Source organism: Bacteroidota bacterium (assembly GCA_016711505.1).
In the GTDB taxonomy this organism is placed as follows: Bacteria; Bacteroidota; Bacteroidia; order AKYH767-A; family 2013-40CM-41-45; genus JADKIH01.
Genome location: JADJSV010000004.1, coordinates 265,641 through 282,557 on the forward strand (window position 1 = coordinate 265,641; position 16,917 = coordinate 282,557).

Below are 16,917 nucleotides of genomic sequence, written 5' to 3' on the forward strand. Positions count from 1 at the left end.
AAATATAGCTCTTTTTTTACCTTAACTTTACAGAAATTCCTGACCCTATGCGGAAAATTTCCGGATTACTGATTTTAATTTCATGTGCTGTCCTGCTGACTGCTACCAACTGTAAGAAAGCATGTATGGCCGGAAGCGGTGGTGAAGTTAGCATTACCTTCAAACCCGAACATCATTCAATTCCTATCTATGGAAGTTCATCTTATGTTGATACAGTCTATATAAAATTCAATCAGACAGATTTTCCCGGACCATCACCATCAAATTACGATCTGATCGTTGCCGGTAATCCAAATGAAAATTTTGTAAAAGTAAATGGTCTGAAATGCGGACAGTACTTTGTGTTTGTTGTTGGATTCGATACCAGCGCAGTCTGGAATACAAGAGTTGTCGGCGGACTACCAATTGATTTCAGTGAGACGAGCGGGGAGAAGACGGTGATTGTTCCGGTCAGTGAGTGATTATTTGTCTATGTGTTGTAAATTCAAAATTCAAAAGAGAGTCACTTGTATTGTCAAAATTTTAGGAAAAGCAATTTTCGTTAATAATCCGACTAATTAAATCTCAATCCTTATTCCTCGTAATCCAGTTTATTTTAAATCTCAGTTATTTTTTCTAGGTAATCCCTTAAGTAATTAAATCTGAATCATTATTCCCTGTAATCCATTAATCCATTAAATCCAGGTCAAATTGCACAAAAAAAAATCCCGCCATATAGCGGGATTTTTTAATCTATGCTTTTAATTTGATCAGTTGTTCACTACCAATTTGTAATTAGCAACTTTACCATCTTTTGTTAATTGAATCCGATAAACTCCGGATGCAAGATCAGAGATGTGCAGTTTGTTAGAAGCATTCGTGAAGCGTTCTGATTTTACCAAACGAGCTGAAGCATCAAATACACTTACTGCTATCGGACCATCTGTGTCAATCGAAACATAATTGTTTGCAGGATTCGGATAAACAGAAACTCCGGCAAATGCTATGTCTTTGATTCCTGTTGCAACATCAACTAATACCGGAATTCTTTCACTCACGCAATCATAAGAAGCAGCCTGTACTTCCCATTCGTAGAAATAATAGTAGTAGAATGCACCTTGATTAGAGCCTGTAACGCTAATAAGATCGTTGATCGTATATGGATAAAGAACATTCAAGCTTGAACGTTGCAAACGTGGTGCATTTGTTCCCAATGTTGCCATGTTTACTGTTGCATTTGTAGTAAGGTGGTAATTTCCCGGTGTCAAAGCAAAGTTCAATGTAACTCTTGAAGAATCCATTGGAACATTTACCTGAACACTATTGATTACATTGTTAGAGGCATCAAGTAACTGGATCTCTCTTAATCCCGGTGTATCAGTGTAAACTTTTACTGAATGCAAAGTACAAGCAGATAATACAGTAAAGTCGTTTGTACCATTTGTAGTTCCTGCAGAATATGGTGTGCCTTCATGATATTGCATTCCTGTAAAATCAGTTGCACCTGCATATGTTTTTGTATTCTCTGCCCAGAAAGTAGTGGATACGTTAATAACTGGTGTTATATATGAAGGTCCTGTTGCAAGTAATGTTCCGCCAATCTGTGAATCATACCATTTTATTAAATCGCCTGTTGCATTTAAAGTAACAGATTGTGGTACCGCTATGTTAACTCCATTAGCAACCGGATTTGGTGCATTCAACACATCCACTAAAATTGGAGTTGAAGTAAAGCTTCCACACACACCCTGAATAGTTACTGAATAAAGTCCCGATGCAGTGATGTCAACTGTTTGTGATGTTCCGCCATTTGACCATGTGTAAGCTGAAGCTTGTGAACTTTCTAAAGTTACAGAACCACCTTCACAAAATACCAGCTGTCCGTTTGCACTTACAGTAGGAGTTTCGTCAGGATTCATCTGAAGTATGATCGATGGTGATACATTCGTACATCCATTGTCAGAAACTGTAACATTGTATTGGCCTGCTGCTGAAACTGTAATTGATTGTGCTGCTCCGCCATTTGACCAATCATAAGTAAGAAATCCTGCTGATGCAGTAAGTGTTGCAGTCTGACCAGAACAAATTGCAGTTGGACCTGAAACAATATTCCCTGTTACAGAACAGGTATTTTCTACCACAGACACAAATTGATTTGATTCAAGGTCGTAAAAACGTTGCTCTGTACCTGAAGGGAAACGAACAACAGCTGAATCTACAATTGTATTTGAACCTAAACCAAAATGTAATTGCGAAGAATTGCAAGTACCATAACTTTCACCGGCACGAACTTCACGAACCTGAACACCCCATGGACCGTAGATTGTTGCACGTCCACCGATTGCATTGATGTTTGATGTTGTTCCTTTGATATCAAAAGTTATAAAGTTATTTGTATTTCCATTATTCAGATAAAGTACATCTGCTACAGAAGATGGAGTAGTGTAAATATTTCCATATGATGAGTAGATATCTATAAATCCATCGTGGTTAAGATCTCCTGATGCAAATGATAACATTCCATTAGAAGCAAATAAACCATTCACTTGAGTAAAAGTCATGTCACCGTTATTTTTCCAGTACATCCAATCAGATCCTGTAACAAGGATATCAGCATAACCATCATTGTCGAAATCTTCTACAACAGATTCGATAGGAGTAATTGCGTCTGTATTGAATCCGGTTGACATTAATTCAGTGTAATGTCCTGTACCATCATTTTCAAATATCTGACTTGTATGGTCATGATTAAAAAGTACCAGATCAAGATCGCCATCATTATTCAGATCACCGAAACTTGCTGTCCATGTCTGCCAGCCGATAGCGATTCCAAATGTATCTGCCATCTCTGTATAATTGTTAGAACCATCGTTTACAAATAAACGATTGATTCGACGAAGATCAGTTGGACTAGTTGTACTCTGACGACAATGAGCAACATAAAGATCCAAATCTCCATCATTGTCAAAATCGATCCATGTACTACCGTAGTTTCCTGAATCTGCAGGATCACCACTGTAATTAATTCCCGGATTGATTGCAAAGTTTACAAATGTTGAAATGTCAAGATTACCAGTTCCATCATTCAGATAAAGTTTGCTGACATCATTATCATCACAACAAAATAGATCGATCCATCCATCATTATTCATATCTGCAAATGTTGCATTCTGAAGAAAGAAGCCTGAGTTAAAAAGTGTAGTTGAAGTGAACGTAACACCTCCGCTACCACCGAATATTTTGATCAGCATAATTCCTGCGCCGCCATCAAAAGCAACATCTTTCCAGCCATTGTGATCTACATCGGCACAAGTCATTGCCCATGAACTTCCGCCACCATGGTTCATAATGAATTGTGTTGTGAAACTTCCATCTTTGTTTTGTAATTCAAGATAAAGATCTGAGCCGTTATCCATGTGGAAAACGTCATCAAGTCCGTCGAAATTCACATCAGTAACTGTTGTTGCACAGCCACTGTGAAAATTACCGCCAAACTTCGCGTTAGCATTTGTGAAAGCTAATTGTGCACTCGCAGTTGAACCAAACGATAATCCGGCCAATGCAAGTACAATAGCTTTGAACTTTGTAGTTGTTTTCATTTTATGATTTAGGTTGAATATGCTTAGAAGAAAGGTAATTATAATTTCAATACCTTTTTAATCGTCACACCTTTATTGGTAACGATACGAATGTAATAATTTCCACTTCTGCCGGAAATGACAAAATTTGCCTTAACCGTATCTTCATTTAAAATTTGTGATTGAACAATTTTGCCGTTTGCATCAAAAATTTCGACTTTTTCAATCTTAATTTCTGAATTCGTCATCAATGTAAATTCTCCCGATCTGGAAATAGAAGGGTAAAGGCTTATTGAACTTTCAAGATTCTGTTGCTTGATTCCGGTAATCGTCAGATTTAAACTGTCAGTCGCAACAAGAAATGGTGTCTTATCTGCACTGGCATACATCGTTCTGAAGGTATCTATTTCGGGACTGTTCAGAACAAACATCTCATCAAGCCACTTCGGGGGAACTGACTGATAAAATACTCTCGTAGTAACTTTCAAGTCACCGCTGAACGAACCAAGCGGAACATGAAAATGTACATAGTCAGTTGCCGATCCTTCGATTGAATTGTTTTTATTAAAGTCAGCATCTGCCATTGCATCCGGTGAAATAACGCAAGTGTCATATGTTGAATGAGAACTCGTAAATCCGTTTGGTGGAAGACGATTGTCCTTAAGTATAAGTGCAGCACGCTCAAGCAATGAAGTGAAATCACCATTTACATCGCCCATTACAATTTCGTAGATCTGTGGAACGTTAGATTGATTGATCATTGCATGATGAGGTTCAAATGCAGGAGTTTCTCCTATGATACGATAGTCTTCATCAAAGAGCCCGGATTCAAACAAGGTATCTCCTGCGACATCAGTCACTACAAACTGCAAAACTGCTCGTCGCGATGGATAACCTGATGGAAATTTATGTCCGACTTTATTTTCTATACTCACTCTGAAATATCCAGTGTCACTCTGAGCACTATCAAATAATAAATTCAGATTGATAGAATTCATACGAAGATTATTCGCTGTGGCTGCAAGAGTGGTATCAAATCGTGCATCGTCAACATTAATATTCAGGCTTGACTTATTGTTCTTGATCAGATCAAGCATAAAATAATTCGCTCCGGCAAATTCATGCTGATTAAAAGGCGTGCGTGGTGTCAATGCAATAAATCCATTTGCAATCACAATCGGTGAAGCAAGTTGTGGCATATGGCATGTCTGACATTTTATACTGTTTGCCGGGAAAGATGAATTTAAGTATTCATGATACGTTGCCTGTTCAACAAACTGTTGTCCTGTTGGATTACCACTTAAGTCAACTGTTTCAGTGATCAATGTATGACATGAAGAACATAAACGTGATTCATCCATATGCGCACTGTAAACAGGTGTGTAACCTTCATACAATTGCATTGGTCCGAACATTGGTCCTTGAAATGGTCCGTAAATAGTTCTTGTTGTATCGTAAGGAATATTTCCGGAGAATGTACTTCCAACACTTGGTGAAATTGTATGACAGCTTGCGCAATTTACTCCGTCTTGTCCAAGTGAATCAGTAGCAAGATTTGCTAATGTGTAATCTCCAAGTCCACGGAAGAAATGATTATATCTTCCAGTAGGAGCATGACACGAAGTACATTTATCCTGTAATGGTCCTGCATGTCCGGGATTAGTCAATATTTCATGCGAAACTTTTGCTTTCCAAAGTGGATCTTTTGCACTCAGCGCCATCATGGTGCTTTCCCAGTGTGAAACCAGATTTACATCGTGTCCGTCTTCATCAATATTCGATTGACCTAAAGAATCGATACCATGACACCCTCTGCAACTTGCAGACGTTAAATACCATTCACCCGGTACCAATGGAGTCTGTACACGTTGCGATGCAAAGTAGGCTAGTTCTTCTGAAGTATGCTGATATGGAGTAGGATTTTCGCCGGAAACAAAGCTAAGCAGAAGTATTACAGATGTAATAACTGCGGTTGCGAAGAATATCTTCTTCATTGTTGATTTGTATAAATTTGTATGGGAATACTTTTTACAATATTAGTTAAAATCATTGTATTTTGAAAGGACAGAATGCCTGTTCTACCTCAATTTTTTAAACTTTTGAGTGAACAACCGATTAAACAAACTGTTAGGTATTTTCTTTGTTTTTCTATAGAATTCGCAAAAAATGATAGAAAAGGCCATTCATTGTTTTACCTTTGCCGTATGTCACTTTTATCTGTCCACGATTTTATTTCAAATGTTAATGATAATAATCATCTTCTGATAGATGCCAGGAGTGAAGGTGAGTTCGAACACGCTCATTTTCCCGGGGCAATTAATATTCCTTTACTTAATAATGAGCACCGCATTTTAGTCGGAACATGTTTTAAAAAAGAAGGCCGGGATGCAGCAGTCCGACTGGGCTTTGAACTGGTAGGACCACTTTTTAGTTCATTCGTGAAAAAAGTTGATGAATTAGGAAAGGGTAAAGAGATCTTAGTTTATTGCTGGCGTGGTGGAATGCGTTCCGGAATTATGTCATGGGTATTGAACATGGTCGGGTATAGAACTCATACATTAAAGGGTGGTTACAAAGCTTTCCGTCGTTTTGTGTTGGATCAATTTATAGTCGAAAGAAAATTCAGAGTCGTTGGCGGTCATACAGGTTCGGGCAAAACTGATCTATTGATGCTTATGAAAGAAGCAGGTCATCAGGTCATCGATCTCGAAGGACTTGCAAATCATCGCGGATCGGCTTTCGGTTCTTTAGGAATGAAACCGCAACCAAGGAATGAATACTTTGAGAATGAACTGGCGCTCCAGTTATATCATATGAATGGTGATGAAGTTATCTGGTTGGAAGCAGAGAGTAGATCCATAGGTAGAATCAAACTTCCCGATGAATTTTATTTTCAATTTATCGCCGCACCTCTTTTCGAAGTAAATTTATCGCGTGAAGAAAGGGTTGAAAGAATAAAAAAAGACTATTCTCATTTTACAAATGAAGAATTGTCTGAATGTATGAAAAAGCTAAGTAAGCGTTTAGGTGGATTAGGTTTGAAAGAAGCGCTGAAAGCTTTAGAAGAAAACAGAACAGGCGACTGGATCAGTATTTTACTCGACTATTATGACAAAACATATTCGCACAGTCTGGAAAGCAGAACTACAAATACGAGATTTGAAATTGAAATGAAAGACAAAAATGATTTTGAGTCTGTAATGAATAAAGTGCTTTCCCTTTCTAAAAATATAACTCAGTGAATTCAGAAATAAAACTTACGCAATATTCTAAAGGCAGTGGTTGCGGTTGTAAAATTGCTCCTGCTGTACTGGAAACGATTTTAAAGAATGTGAAATCGCCTGGCGGATTTACAGATCTTATTGCCGGCCATGAGAACAATGAAGATGCCGCTGTCTGGAAAATTTCTGAGGAACAGTATCTTTTATCGACGACAGATTTTTTTACACCGATTGTTGATGATCCGTTTTACTTCGGAAAAATTGCTGCAGCAAATTCGCTAAGTGATATTTATGCAATGGGTGGAAAGCCCGTCTTTGCTTTGGCTATTCTTGGATTTCCTATCGACAAATTACCGATTGAAGTAGTTGGTGAGATCATGCGCGGAGCAAATGAGGTTTGCACAGAAGCTGGAATCCCGATTGCCGGCGGACATTCCATTGATATTCCTGAGCCGGTCTTTGGGTTGGTTGTCAATGGACTTGTGAAGCCCGAACATTTGAAAAAAAATAAAGGAGCAAAAATCGGGGATCAGCTTTTTCTCACAAAAGCTATAGGCAGTGGAGTAATTGCTTCTGCTTTGAAACGCGGTGTTGCAAGCAAAGAGCATGTTAATGGAGCAGTTGAAAGCATGTGCAAGTTGAATAAAATAGGAGCAGAGTTGGCCAAGATAAATGGCGTAAATGCAATGACTGATGTTACAGGATTCGGTCTGGTCGGACATCTGATTGAAATGTGTGAAGCAAGTAATGTTTCTGCAAACGTAAATTATCAGAATCTGAAATTGCTTCCCGGTGTAAAGGAGTATATGGATAAATTTATTTTTCCTGATAATACCTATAGAAACTGGAATGCATATGAAAAAAAAGTTTCAGGTGTAAATGGTCCTGAGTTTATTCCGCTTTGTGATCCGCAAACCAGCGGCGGACTATTGATCAGTGTTGAGAGTGGGAGTGTGAGTTTGGTAAAGCAACTTTTAGTAGAAAGTAGGTTTAGCGAATTTACTGACCCGATTGGTGAGATTTCTGAAGCAGGCGAGAAAGTAGTTGTTGTAAATACTCAAATCAATGAATAAAGTTTTTCAAATAATAATCCGTTTTTCCACACTTCTTATTTTAGTATTGACTTATTTATATGTTACAAGAGCTAAACCGATTTCCTCCATTGATCAAATCAATATCTGCAAACTTGACCAAAAGTTGACTCTTGATTCAAGAGAATCAGCTCAATACATCAGCAAAGTCGAAGAGTTTATAACTGGCGACACTCTTAAGTTAGTTGTTTTCAGAAAAAGTATTTCGTTTGTTCAGTCCGGGCCATACCACTATGATGTTAAATTAGATTCCGGAATTAAGGTTGTTCAGATTCTTGATTCGGATTTATTGGTGGGGGAAATTGAAAAATGTATTGAATAAAAAAAAAAGTGCTTGTAGACTCTGACAAACTAAAAATTTGACAATAAAACGAGAAACTTTGAATTTAAATTACCTTAAAAAAAATGCCCACCCATCTCCAACAAATGCTCCAACTCGTAGACGAGTTTTTTGCCGTAAAGAATGATCCATCTCAATTAGACGTTACGCCAATTGTTATGGAACAATTGAATGAACTCCATATTGCAACATTATCGGAAGAAGTCATAGGCGATGGACCTGTTTGCTGGATCTTACTTATTCCATCAACTCAGGAAACAATGGAAAAATTTCTTTCCGGTAAAATTTCCGAATCTGATATTTTAAAAGAATCTATGTCAGCAAAAAAGGAAGGCAGAGGTTTTGATTCTATTTATTTGTGTTCTGCAATTGTACTTCCTGAATTCAGAAAAAAAGGGATTGCAAAAAAGATAACCCTCGAAGCAATTACTTCAATGCGGAAAGATTTTGATATCAGAACACTTTATTCCTGGCCATTCAGTGAAGAAGGAAAAAAGCTTTCAATGTTAATCGGAGAGCTTTCTTCATTGCCGGTGAAAATAAAGGAATGAAAAGTGAATGTTTTATTGCTTAAAAAGAAGGCACTGAACCAAGGATTAGTATTGGGTAATTGGAAAGATGTTAATAAAGATTTTAGATCTACCCGGATGAGTAGTATATTTGAATATGATACCTAAGAATGCAAAGAATTTAGATGTGAATAGTTCCGAATTTGAGAGTGGTAGCTATTTGGTTCAAGTTTATTCTTCTGAAGCGCTCATAAGTGTTAAAAAACTCTTATAGTTAAATGATCAAATTATTAAATACAATCTTTGGTATCATTTTGATCACATTTTCTGCCGAAGCCCAGAATCGCAATAGCATCTGGTGCTTTGGCGATAGCGCAGGCATTGATTTTAGAAATATTTCAATGCCTGTTCCTATTTCGACAGGGATGGACAGTCGAGGCACGTGTGCTTCTATAAGTGATTCACTAGGGAGTTTATTGTTTTATGCGTATGCTGCGCCCGATGGAACATGGCCTCCCAATGGAAAAGTCTATAATGCCAATCATCAGATTATGTTGAATGGAGATTCTATAAATGGGGCTGGAATGTATGATGAAATGATAATTATTCCAAAACCTGGAAACTCTTCGATTTACTATCTTTTTCCGTCCATATCACGCCTTTCAGTCCATCAGGAACATTCTATTCAGTGGTCGATATGACAGGCGATGGTGGATTGGGTGAGGTTATTAGTAAAAACAATTCAGTAGATATTGATTCATTATGTGGAGGGATGACAACTGTTAGGCATGGCAATGGAAGAGATTGGTGGTTAATTATTAAGGGATATTCTGCATTAGGTGATTCAACCTTTTATGAATATCTGATTACACCTGATACAATGATTCAAAAAGTTATAAATATAGGTGGCAATTCTTGGGCAGGTTTGGGTAATCTTTGTTTTAATAAAGAGGGAAATAAAATTGCTTTTGTCAGTTTTGCAGGTCTGATAGAAACATTTGATTTTGATCGTTGCACCGGAGTGTTTTCAAATTCAAGGATCATTCGTCGTCAATTTCAAAATAATAGTTTACAATTCTTTGGAGCTTGCTTTTCTCCTAATTCGAATCTGCTCTACATTGCAGATGAAATGGAAGTGTCTCGACTCTTTCAGCTTGATCTAAGTTCATCAAATCCCTTTTTAAACCGGGATACTCTTGCTGTTATTACCACTTCTCGATATGGCGGAGGTAATTTACGGCTAGCACCGGATAATAAAATTTACTGGTCTATTGAATGGGATCCGGGTGGAACTTTTCCTTATCCTTATCAATCACATATGTACAGTCAGTATAATATGAATTTGAGTGTAATTGAAAATCCAGATGTTGTTGGAGCCGGTTGTAATCTTAATCTATTTAGCTTTTACCTTGGCGGGAAGAGAACTTATTGGGGATTACCAAATAATCCTGACTATGAGATGGCACCCTTATGGGGTAGTGCATGCGATTCTTTGACGAATGACATTGATAAAATTTTGGAGAATGAATTAATTATTTATCCGAATCCATTCTCTGATATAATTTATTTTAATTCCCCGGAAAAGTTCAAAAAAGTAAGTGTTTATAACGGTTTTGGTCAAATTATTCTTGATAAAAGGTTAAATGAAAAAAACGAACTTAATCTTTCCGAATTTTCTGCCGGTACATATTATCTGGAATTTATCTATGAAAAGACTGTAGTTAGACGAAAAATGATTAAGATGAAATAAATAGTTTAATGCATCAAGTCTTTTCCTGCTTTTAATATAATTATTGAACCTCTTTAATTTTTTGTAAATTTATTTTGCAGAAAAAAAAATGAAACTAATAACTGAGAATACATTGACTTTAAACTTTGAATTACACACAAACCCCATCCTTAATAGTCAACTTCCTATCCGCCATATCCGCCAACTCATTATTATGAGTAACGATCACAAAAGTCTGGTTCATCGATTTACGGAGATCAAAGAAAAGTTGATGCAATGATTTTGCGGAAGCTGAATCCAGATTACCACTTGGTTCATCAGCAAAGACAACAGCAGGGGAGTTGATCAATGCCCTTGCAACAGCAACACGTTGTTGTTCGCCACCACTTAATTCAGACGGTCGATGTTCTTCACGGTCACTTAACCCTAGTTGATTTAAAAGTGCTTTCGCTTTTTGTGTAGCATCTGATTTGGAACTTCCGCCGATCAGAGCCGGCATCATGATATTTTCCAAAGCAGTAAATTCTGGTAATAAATGATGCGCCTGAAAAACAAAACCGATCTTCTGATTCCTGAACTGAGCGATTTTTTTGTCACGCAGTTGTGTGACTTCGATTCCATCGATTGTCAAAATTCCGCTATCGGCATTATCTAATGTTCCGAGAATATGAAGTAGTGTACTCTTTCCGGCACCTGAAGCCCCGACGATGGAAACAATCTCTCCTTGCTTGATTTCCAAATCAATACCCTTAAGTACCTGAAGTGAGTCGTATTTCTTAAAAAGGCCTTGGGCGTGGATCATGGTGCGAAGTTAATTATAGAGGGTAAAGTTCAAAGGTAGTTTTTTGGGAAAATTGCGTTATTTATTTTTAGGTCAGAGGTCAAAGGTCATAGGTCACAATGCACTTTTCTAATTAAATGTCTGATTTTCAAAGTATAAAAGTATGGTACGGCTTAGTGACCTCTGACCTCTGACCTTTAACCTGAAAAGGCTGAAGTGACCCTACATTACACAATCACCTCAAGTAACCCTTCTCAAGAGATTTACCCCCAATGTGTTTGTATTAAATTTTTTCGTTAATTGCAGGTGCATTTATTCACCACCAGAAAATCACCACAAAAAAAAGTGTATCATGAATGAGCAAAAGACATGAAAAGTAATTTTCTGCGCTCGAATTACGCATTCAAAAATTGATACATTTGCATGAGGATGCTAAGAAACGTAATCAACAATTACTTTCTGAGATCCAAAAACTAAAGACGGAGTTGACGGACGAACATGCAAAGGTTCAACGTCTTGAAGAAGGTTATCGAAATTTAAAAGAGATCGAATCCACTTCAACCAAACAAAGTATTAGTAACATGAAAAGAAAAATTAATGATATCATCGGCGAGATAGATCGTAGTATGTCGATGATAGATGATAACCATAAGTGAATCCACCCGAATGGGAGAATTACTGTCCATAAAAGTTTCCATTGCGAACCGCACTTATCCGCTCCGTATAACTCACGAAGAGCAGGAGAAAGTATTGCAGGCCGCTGAAAATATCAATAAGCGTATCAAGGACTTCGAAGATAATTATGCTGTCAAAGACAAGCAGGATCTCTTAGCCATGAGCGCCCTTCAGTTTGCAAGTGAAGCAATGGGAGCCTCAAAGCAGGAAAAAAAAGCCAGTTCAGATCAGGAAGCAATAGAACAAATCGAATACCTTACGCTTCTTGTCGACGAATATCTTGCGCAGGAAAATTCTTCTAAATAAGGCCCGTTCTTTGAAAATATAGTTTTGTGCATTTGCAGATGATCCGGTTCGGTTTCTTGAATCGGTTTGTGTCTGCTCTTTCACATTGACTTAATGCATTCCCGCATTACTTCCGGATCACTTACATAAACTCAACATTTCAATACAATTGGAGCTACTCGTTCAATGACTACTATGGCAGGCTGCACTCTTACTTCGGTAAGATTCCCTCAAAAGACAGCAGAAACCAGAACGGTCAGACCGCTCCACCCATGACTTAGGGGTTTAACAAGTCCCGGAATTAATGCGGGTTTTTTTTTGCTTTTTGCTTTTAGGCTAAAGACTAAAAACCTTGAACCTAAAACCTAAACAAAAAGAAAAAAAACAACCAACAACAAATACGAACAACCCAAATATACCATACCCCAATTATGCCTGAAATATCATTATTATATCTACTCATCGGAGTAATAGTTGCCCTGATCGTCGGATATGTCCTTGCGAACTCACTTGCTAAAAAGGCTGCTCTTCAAAAAAGAACAGGTCGCAGGTGACAAAGCAAAGATCATTATCAAAGAAGCGGAATCAGAGGCAGAAGTGCTTAAGAAAAATAAAATTCTTGAAGCAAAAGAAAAATTCTTGCAACTGAAATCAGAACACGAAAAAGTGATCTCTGAAAAAGATAAGAATATCAATGCTGCTGAAAACAGAATCAAACAAAAAGAAACTGCTTTAGCTCAGAAGATCGAACAAACTCAGAAAAAAGAAAAAGAATACGAAACTCTTCAGGCCAATCTGAAAAATCAGTTGGATATAATTGAAGGGAAAAAAGAGGAACTCGGAAAACAACATCAACGTCAGGTTGAACAGTTGGAAAAGATCAGCGGACTTAGTGTTGATCAGGCAAAGAGTCAGCTTGTTGAAGCATTGAAAGCAGAAGCGAAAACAGATGCCATGTCGTATATCAAAGACATCATGGAAGAAGCTAAACTTACTGCCAATAAAGAAGCGAAAAGATCATCATTCAGACGATTCAACGTGTCGCTACTGAGCATGCTGTTGAAAATGCCGTAACGATTTTCAATATCGAAAACGATGAAGTAAAAGGCCGGATCATCGGTCGTGAAGGCCGTAATATCCGCGCCCTTGAAGCTGCAACAGGAGTAGAGATCATCGTTGATGATACTCCTGAAACGATCATCCTTTCCGGATTCGATCCGGTTCGCCGTGAAATGGCTCGTCTTGCTTTACATCAACTTGTAAGCGATGGCCGGATTCACCCAGCACGTATCGAAGAGGTCGTTGCAAAAGTGAAACGTCAGCTCGATGATGAGATCGTTGAAATTGGAAAACGTACAACTATCGACTTAGGAATTCACGGACTTGCTCCTGAACTGATCCGAATGGTCGGTCGTATGAAATACCGTTCTTCTTACGGACAAAATTTACTTCAGCACTCGCGCGAAGTGGCAAACTTATGTGCTACCATGGCTGCTGAACTTGGACTGAATGTAAAACTAGCTAAACGTGCCGGACTATTACACGATATCGGAAAAGTTCCTGATGATGAACCGGAATTACCGCATGCTATCCTGGGTATGAAACTCGCTGAGAAATTCAAAGAGAATCCTGAAGTATGTAATGCTATCGGTGCCCATCACGATGAGATCGAAATGAACAGTATGATCTCACCGATCGTTCAGGTTTGTGATGCCATCTCAGGCGCACGTCCGGGTGCCCGTCGTGAAGTTGTTGAATCATACATCAAACGTCTGAAAGACATGGAAGCTCTTGCGCTTTCCTACCCTGGTGTTGAGAAAACTTTTGCAATTCAGGCCGGCCGCGAATTGCGTGTAGTTGTTCAAAGTGAAAAACTGACTGACAAACAAGCTGAAGTACTTTCTTTCGACATTGCTAACAGAATTCAGACGGAGATGACTTATCCGGGTCAGGTGAAGATCACTGTGATCCGTGAAACAAGATCGGTGAATTACGCTAAGTAATTAATTTTATAAGTTCTTTAAATTATAAATGCTGATGTAAGTTTATTGCATCAGCATTTTTTAAAAAACAGAATGTCAGCAGACGAATTCGATATAATAATTGATCCGAACAGGAGAAGGTCCAATTTCAGAAAAGATCTTTGGAATTACCGGGGACTGTTTTATTTTTTTGTCATGGCGCGATATTCTTGTACGTTATAAGCAAACTGTAGTAGGAGTTTTGTGGACTGTTATCCGACCTCTGATGACCATCTTGGTGTTTACATTTATCTTTGGAAGGCTTGCTAAACTTCCATCAGATGGAGTTCCTTACCTGCTTACTCGTTTCTGCAGGAATGATTCCGTGGCAGTTTTTGCAAACTCTTTTAGTGAAGCCAGCAATTCTCTGATCAGAAATTCGTCCATGCTGAGCAAAGTTTATTTTCCACGCATAATCATCCCTGTCAGTGCTGTAATTGTTTCATTCATCGACTTTCTGATCTCATTTGCAATCATGATCGGATTGATGATCTGGTATCAATTTGTTCCGGGTGGCAGATGATTTTTTTGCCTTTATTTATTTTACAAGCAACTTTTGTAAGCATGGGACTTGGATTTTTAGTCAGTGCGTTGAATGTAAGTATCGTGACTTCAGATACATCGTACCTTTCATTGTTCAATTTGGACTTTATATCTCTCCCGTCGGATTCAAGACAAGTGTTGTTACCCGAACAAATCCGCTTCTGGTATTCTTTGAATCCAATGGTAGGAGTTATCGACGGTTTTCGTTGGTGACTACTCGGAGGAAATTTTAGTCTTGATAAAAGTACTTTCCCGATCTCATTTCTCATTTCCGTAATCATATTTATAATCGGTTTTACTTACTTCCGTAAAATGGAAAGAAACTTTGCTGATATCATCTGATCATGGCTGTAGTCATTCGCGTAGAAAATCTTGCTAAGAAATATATCCTTCGCCATGAAGGAAGTCATTAGTATGTTGCTTTGCGTGATGTACTTACAGGTTCTGTAAAAAAGCAATCAAAGGAGATATGACACTTCTTTCAAAAGAAGAATTTTACGCTTTGAATAATGTATCATTTGAATTACAAAAAGGAGAAAGAGTTGGTATCATAGGAAGAAATGGTGCCAGTAAATCTACTTTGCTGAAAGTACTTAGCAGGATTACAGAACCAACTTTCGGGACGGTCTCACTTAAAGGACGTGTTGCCAGTTTACTTGAAGTCGGAACAGGTTTCAACCCTGAACTTACCGGACGGGAAAATATTTTTCTAAATGGTTCTATCCTCGGAATGAGAAAACATGAAATTCGCAGGAAGTTCGACGAGATAGTAGACTTTGCAGAAGTAGAAAGATTCCTGGACACTCCTGTCAAAAGATATTCTTCAGGAATGTATGTCCGGTTAGCTTTTGCTGTCGCAGCTCATCTTGAACCCGAAATCCTCATAGTCGATGAAGTTCTTGCAGTCGGTGATTCGAATTTCAGAAAAAATGCCTTGGAAAAATGAATGATGTAAGTAAATCCATGGCCGGACAGTTATTTTGTTAGTCATAACATGGGGGCCATCAATGCTCCTGCAGATCATCTGCGTGACAAGGTCGTATCAAAAATGGAAATGGAAGTGCCGAATCCATTTCGGGCGGAGCAGAAGAAGTTATCTCAACTTATCTAAAGCCTAAGCTGAAAAGTATCAGATAAATCATTCTTCCGAAAGAAAAGGCACAGCAGTGAAAATGGTCTTGCAAAGCATCCGTTTTGAAGGTTGAACTTAATTCGCTGGAAAATTGAAAATCCATATTTGTGTCTTGGAATAAAAGTGGAAAGGCACCTGCAAAGCATGGTCGATTTCTCTGATAAATTTGAAAAGGAAAGAACATCGCTTAAATAATATTCATGTTGCAATTGGAAATATTCGATCAAGGATCCGTGCATCAATGGATTGACACTGATAACAGAATAAAGAAGTGACAAATCTGATCTTCAATAACGTTCTGTTCAAATTCATTCGACTTAGTTGTTGATGAGCTTCCTTTAAAACACGGTCTGTATTCATTCGTTATTTATTCTACTGTTAATAATGAAGTTTCTGACTGGATACAAAATGCAGGTTCTTTTCATGTGGAATCCGGAGACTTTTATCATACCGGTAAATTGCCTCCTGAAGGACAAGGCAATGTTCTTATTAAATAAATTTGATCTTAAATAGAAAATGAAGTTCGAGTTTTATGTAAAGCAAATGATAAGGTCTGGCGCTGGATTGCCTGCATTGAAATAGAGTTTTCAGGTGGCAAGCTTCTACACCCCTGATGCTAATTCTGTAAAAGATGAACAACCATGGATCACTTTTAAGGCAATAGATTTTTTATCAAAGAATCTCAATAACGCATCAGTCATATTTGAGTATGGCGGCGGTGGATCTACATTGTTTTTTGTTAAACGTGCATCCAGAGTTGAAACAGTGGAGCACAATCCCGAATGGTTTACGATTTTGTCTGACGTCATGAATAAAAAGGCAATTAATAACTGGAAAGGAAATCTAATCTCCGGAGAAAAAGGCGATCTGTTTTCACCGGTCGATAAATCAAATCCCGGACATTATTCTTCCGGCGATAAAGCATCATTCGGTTTCAATTACAAAAAATACGTCACTCATATCGATCGTTTTCTGACGGAACCTTTGATCGGTTTCAGTTGATGGCCGGTCGCGTTCTTCTTGTATTCATCAC

General features: G+C 38.0%; 13 protein-coding genes and 3 pseudogenes. 13 read left to right on the forward strand and 3 right to left on the reverse strand.

What is annotated here, in order from left to right; translation table 11 throughout:
* The first annotated feature begins 47 nt into the window (after positions 1-47).
* Complete coding sequence (locus IPL24_09125; protein MBK8363831.1) at positions 48-461, forward strand: hypothetical protein; 414 nt, start codon at positions 48-50, stop codon at positions 459-461.
* A gap of 288 nt (positions 462-749) precedes the next feature.
* On the opposite strand, the gene IPL24_09130 is transcribed toward IPL24_09125, so the two are convergent.
* The gene (locus tag IPL24_09130) at positions 750-3,578 is read right to left on the reverse strand and encodes a VCBS repeat-containing protein (protein MBK8363832.1); all 2,829 of its coding nucleotides are present in this window, start codon (positions 3,576-3,578) and stop codon (positions 750-752) included.
* A 38-nt stretch (positions 3,579-3,616) separates the two neighbouring features.
* Complete coding sequence (locus IPL24_09135; GenBank protein MBK8363833.1) at positions 3,617-5,551, reverse strand: T9SS type A sorting domain-containing protein; 1,935 nt, start codon at positions 5,549-5,551, stop codon at positions 3,617-3,619.
* Positions 5,552-5,761: 210 nt separating this feature from the next.
* Between IPL24_09135 and mnmH the strand changes: the two genes are divergently transcribed.
* The 6 genes from mnmH (at position 5,762) to IPL24_09165 (ending at position 10,468) form a co-directional block, all read left to right on the forward strand.
* Positions 5,762-6,799, forward strand: coding sequence for a tRNA 2-selenouridine(34) synthase MnmH (gene mnmH / locus IPL24_09140; GenBank protein ID MBK8363834.1), 1,038 nt, complete (start codon positions 5,762-5,764; stop codon positions 6,797-6,799).
* Complete coding sequence (gene selD, locus IPL24_09145; GenBank protein MBK8363835.1) at positions 6,796-7,851, forward strand: selenide, water dikinase SelD; 1,056 nt, start codon at positions 6,796-6,798, stop codon at positions 7,849-7,851. The genes mnmH and selD overlap by 4 nt, the downstream gene beginning before the upstream one ends.
* Positions 7,844-8,191 carry a hypothetical protein gene (locus IPL24_09150; GenBank protein ID MBK8363836.1) on the forward strand — a complete coding sequence of 116 codons (348 nt, stop codon included), beginning with the start codon at positions 7,844-7,846 and terminating at the stop codon, positions 8,189-8,191. Before selD ends, IPL24_09150 begins: the two co-directional genes overlap by 8 nt.
* 83 nt (positions 8,192-8,274) lie before the next feature.
* Positions 8,275-8,760 (forward strand): hypothetical protein, encoded by a 486-nt coding sequence (locus IPL24_09155; GenBank protein MBK8363837.1) that lies wholly within the window; start codon positions 8,275-8,277, stop codon positions 8,758-8,760.
* A gap of 236 nt (positions 8,761-8,996) precedes the next feature.
* Positions 8,997-9,419 carry a hypothetical protein gene (locus tag IPL24_09160; protein ID MBK8363838.1) on the forward strand — a complete coding sequence of 141 codons (423 nt, stop codon included), beginning with the start codon at positions 8,997-8,999 and terminating at the stop codon, positions 9,417-9,419.
* A complete protein-coding gene (locus IPL24_09165; GenBank protein MBK8363839.1) occupies positions 9,407-10,468 on the forward strand; it encodes a T9SS type A sorting domain-containing protein in 1,062 nt (353 codons plus the stop codon). Before IPL24_09160 ends, IPL24_09165 begins: the two co-directional genes overlap by 13 nt.
* Before the next feature lie 130 nt (positions 10,469-10,598).
* Here IPL24_09165 and IPL24_09170 read toward each other — a convergent pair whose 3' ends face one another.
* Positions 10,599-11,249 carry an ABC transporter ATP-binding protein gene (locus tag IPL24_09170; GenBank protein ID MBK8363840.1) on the reverse strand — a complete coding sequence of 217 codons (651 nt, stop codon included), beginning with the start codon at positions 11,247-11,249 and terminating at the stop codon, positions 10,599-10,601.
* Positions 11,250-11,647: 398 nt separating this feature from the next.
* Here IPL24_09170 and IPL24_09175 point away from each other — a divergent pair, with 398 nt between their 5' ends.
* The 6 genes and pseudogenes from IPL24_09175 to IPL24_09200 all read left to right on the forward strand — a co-directional run bounded on the left by IPL24_09175 (position 11,648) and on the right by IPL24_09200 (position 16,886).
* Positions 11,648-11,884, forward strand: coding sequence for a hypothetical protein (locus IPL24_09175; GenBank protein ID MBK8363841.1), 237 nt, complete (start codon positions 11,648-11,650; stop codon positions 11,882-11,884).
* Between the two features lie 10 nt (positions 11,885-11,894).
* On the forward strand, positions 11,895-12,209 hold the full coding sequence (locus tag IPL24_09180; GenBank protein ID MBK8363842.1) for a cell division protein ZapA: 315 nt from the start codon (positions 11,895-11,897) through the stop codon (positions 12,207-12,209).
* A gap of 471 nt (positions 12,210-12,680) precedes the next feature.
* Positions 12,681-14,191, forward strand: a pseudogene (gene rny / locus IPL24_09185) (ribonuclease Y).
* A gap of 72 nt (positions 14,192-14,263) precedes the next feature.
* A pseudogene (locus IPL24_09190) lies at positions 14,264-15,094 on the forward strand (ABC transporter permease).
* 127 nt (positions 15,095-15,221) lie between these two features.
* Positions 15,222-15,739 (forward strand): annotated as a pseudogene (locus tag IPL24_09195) (ABC transporter ATP-binding protein).
* A 736-nt stretch (positions 15,740-16,475) separates the two neighbouring features.
* Positions 16,476-16,886, forward strand: a complete 411-nt coding sequence (locus tag IPL24_09200; GenBank protein MBK8363843.1) for a hypothetical protein — start codon at positions 16,476-16,478, stop codon at positions 16,884-16,886.
* Positions 16,887-16,917: the final 31 nt, after the last annotated feature.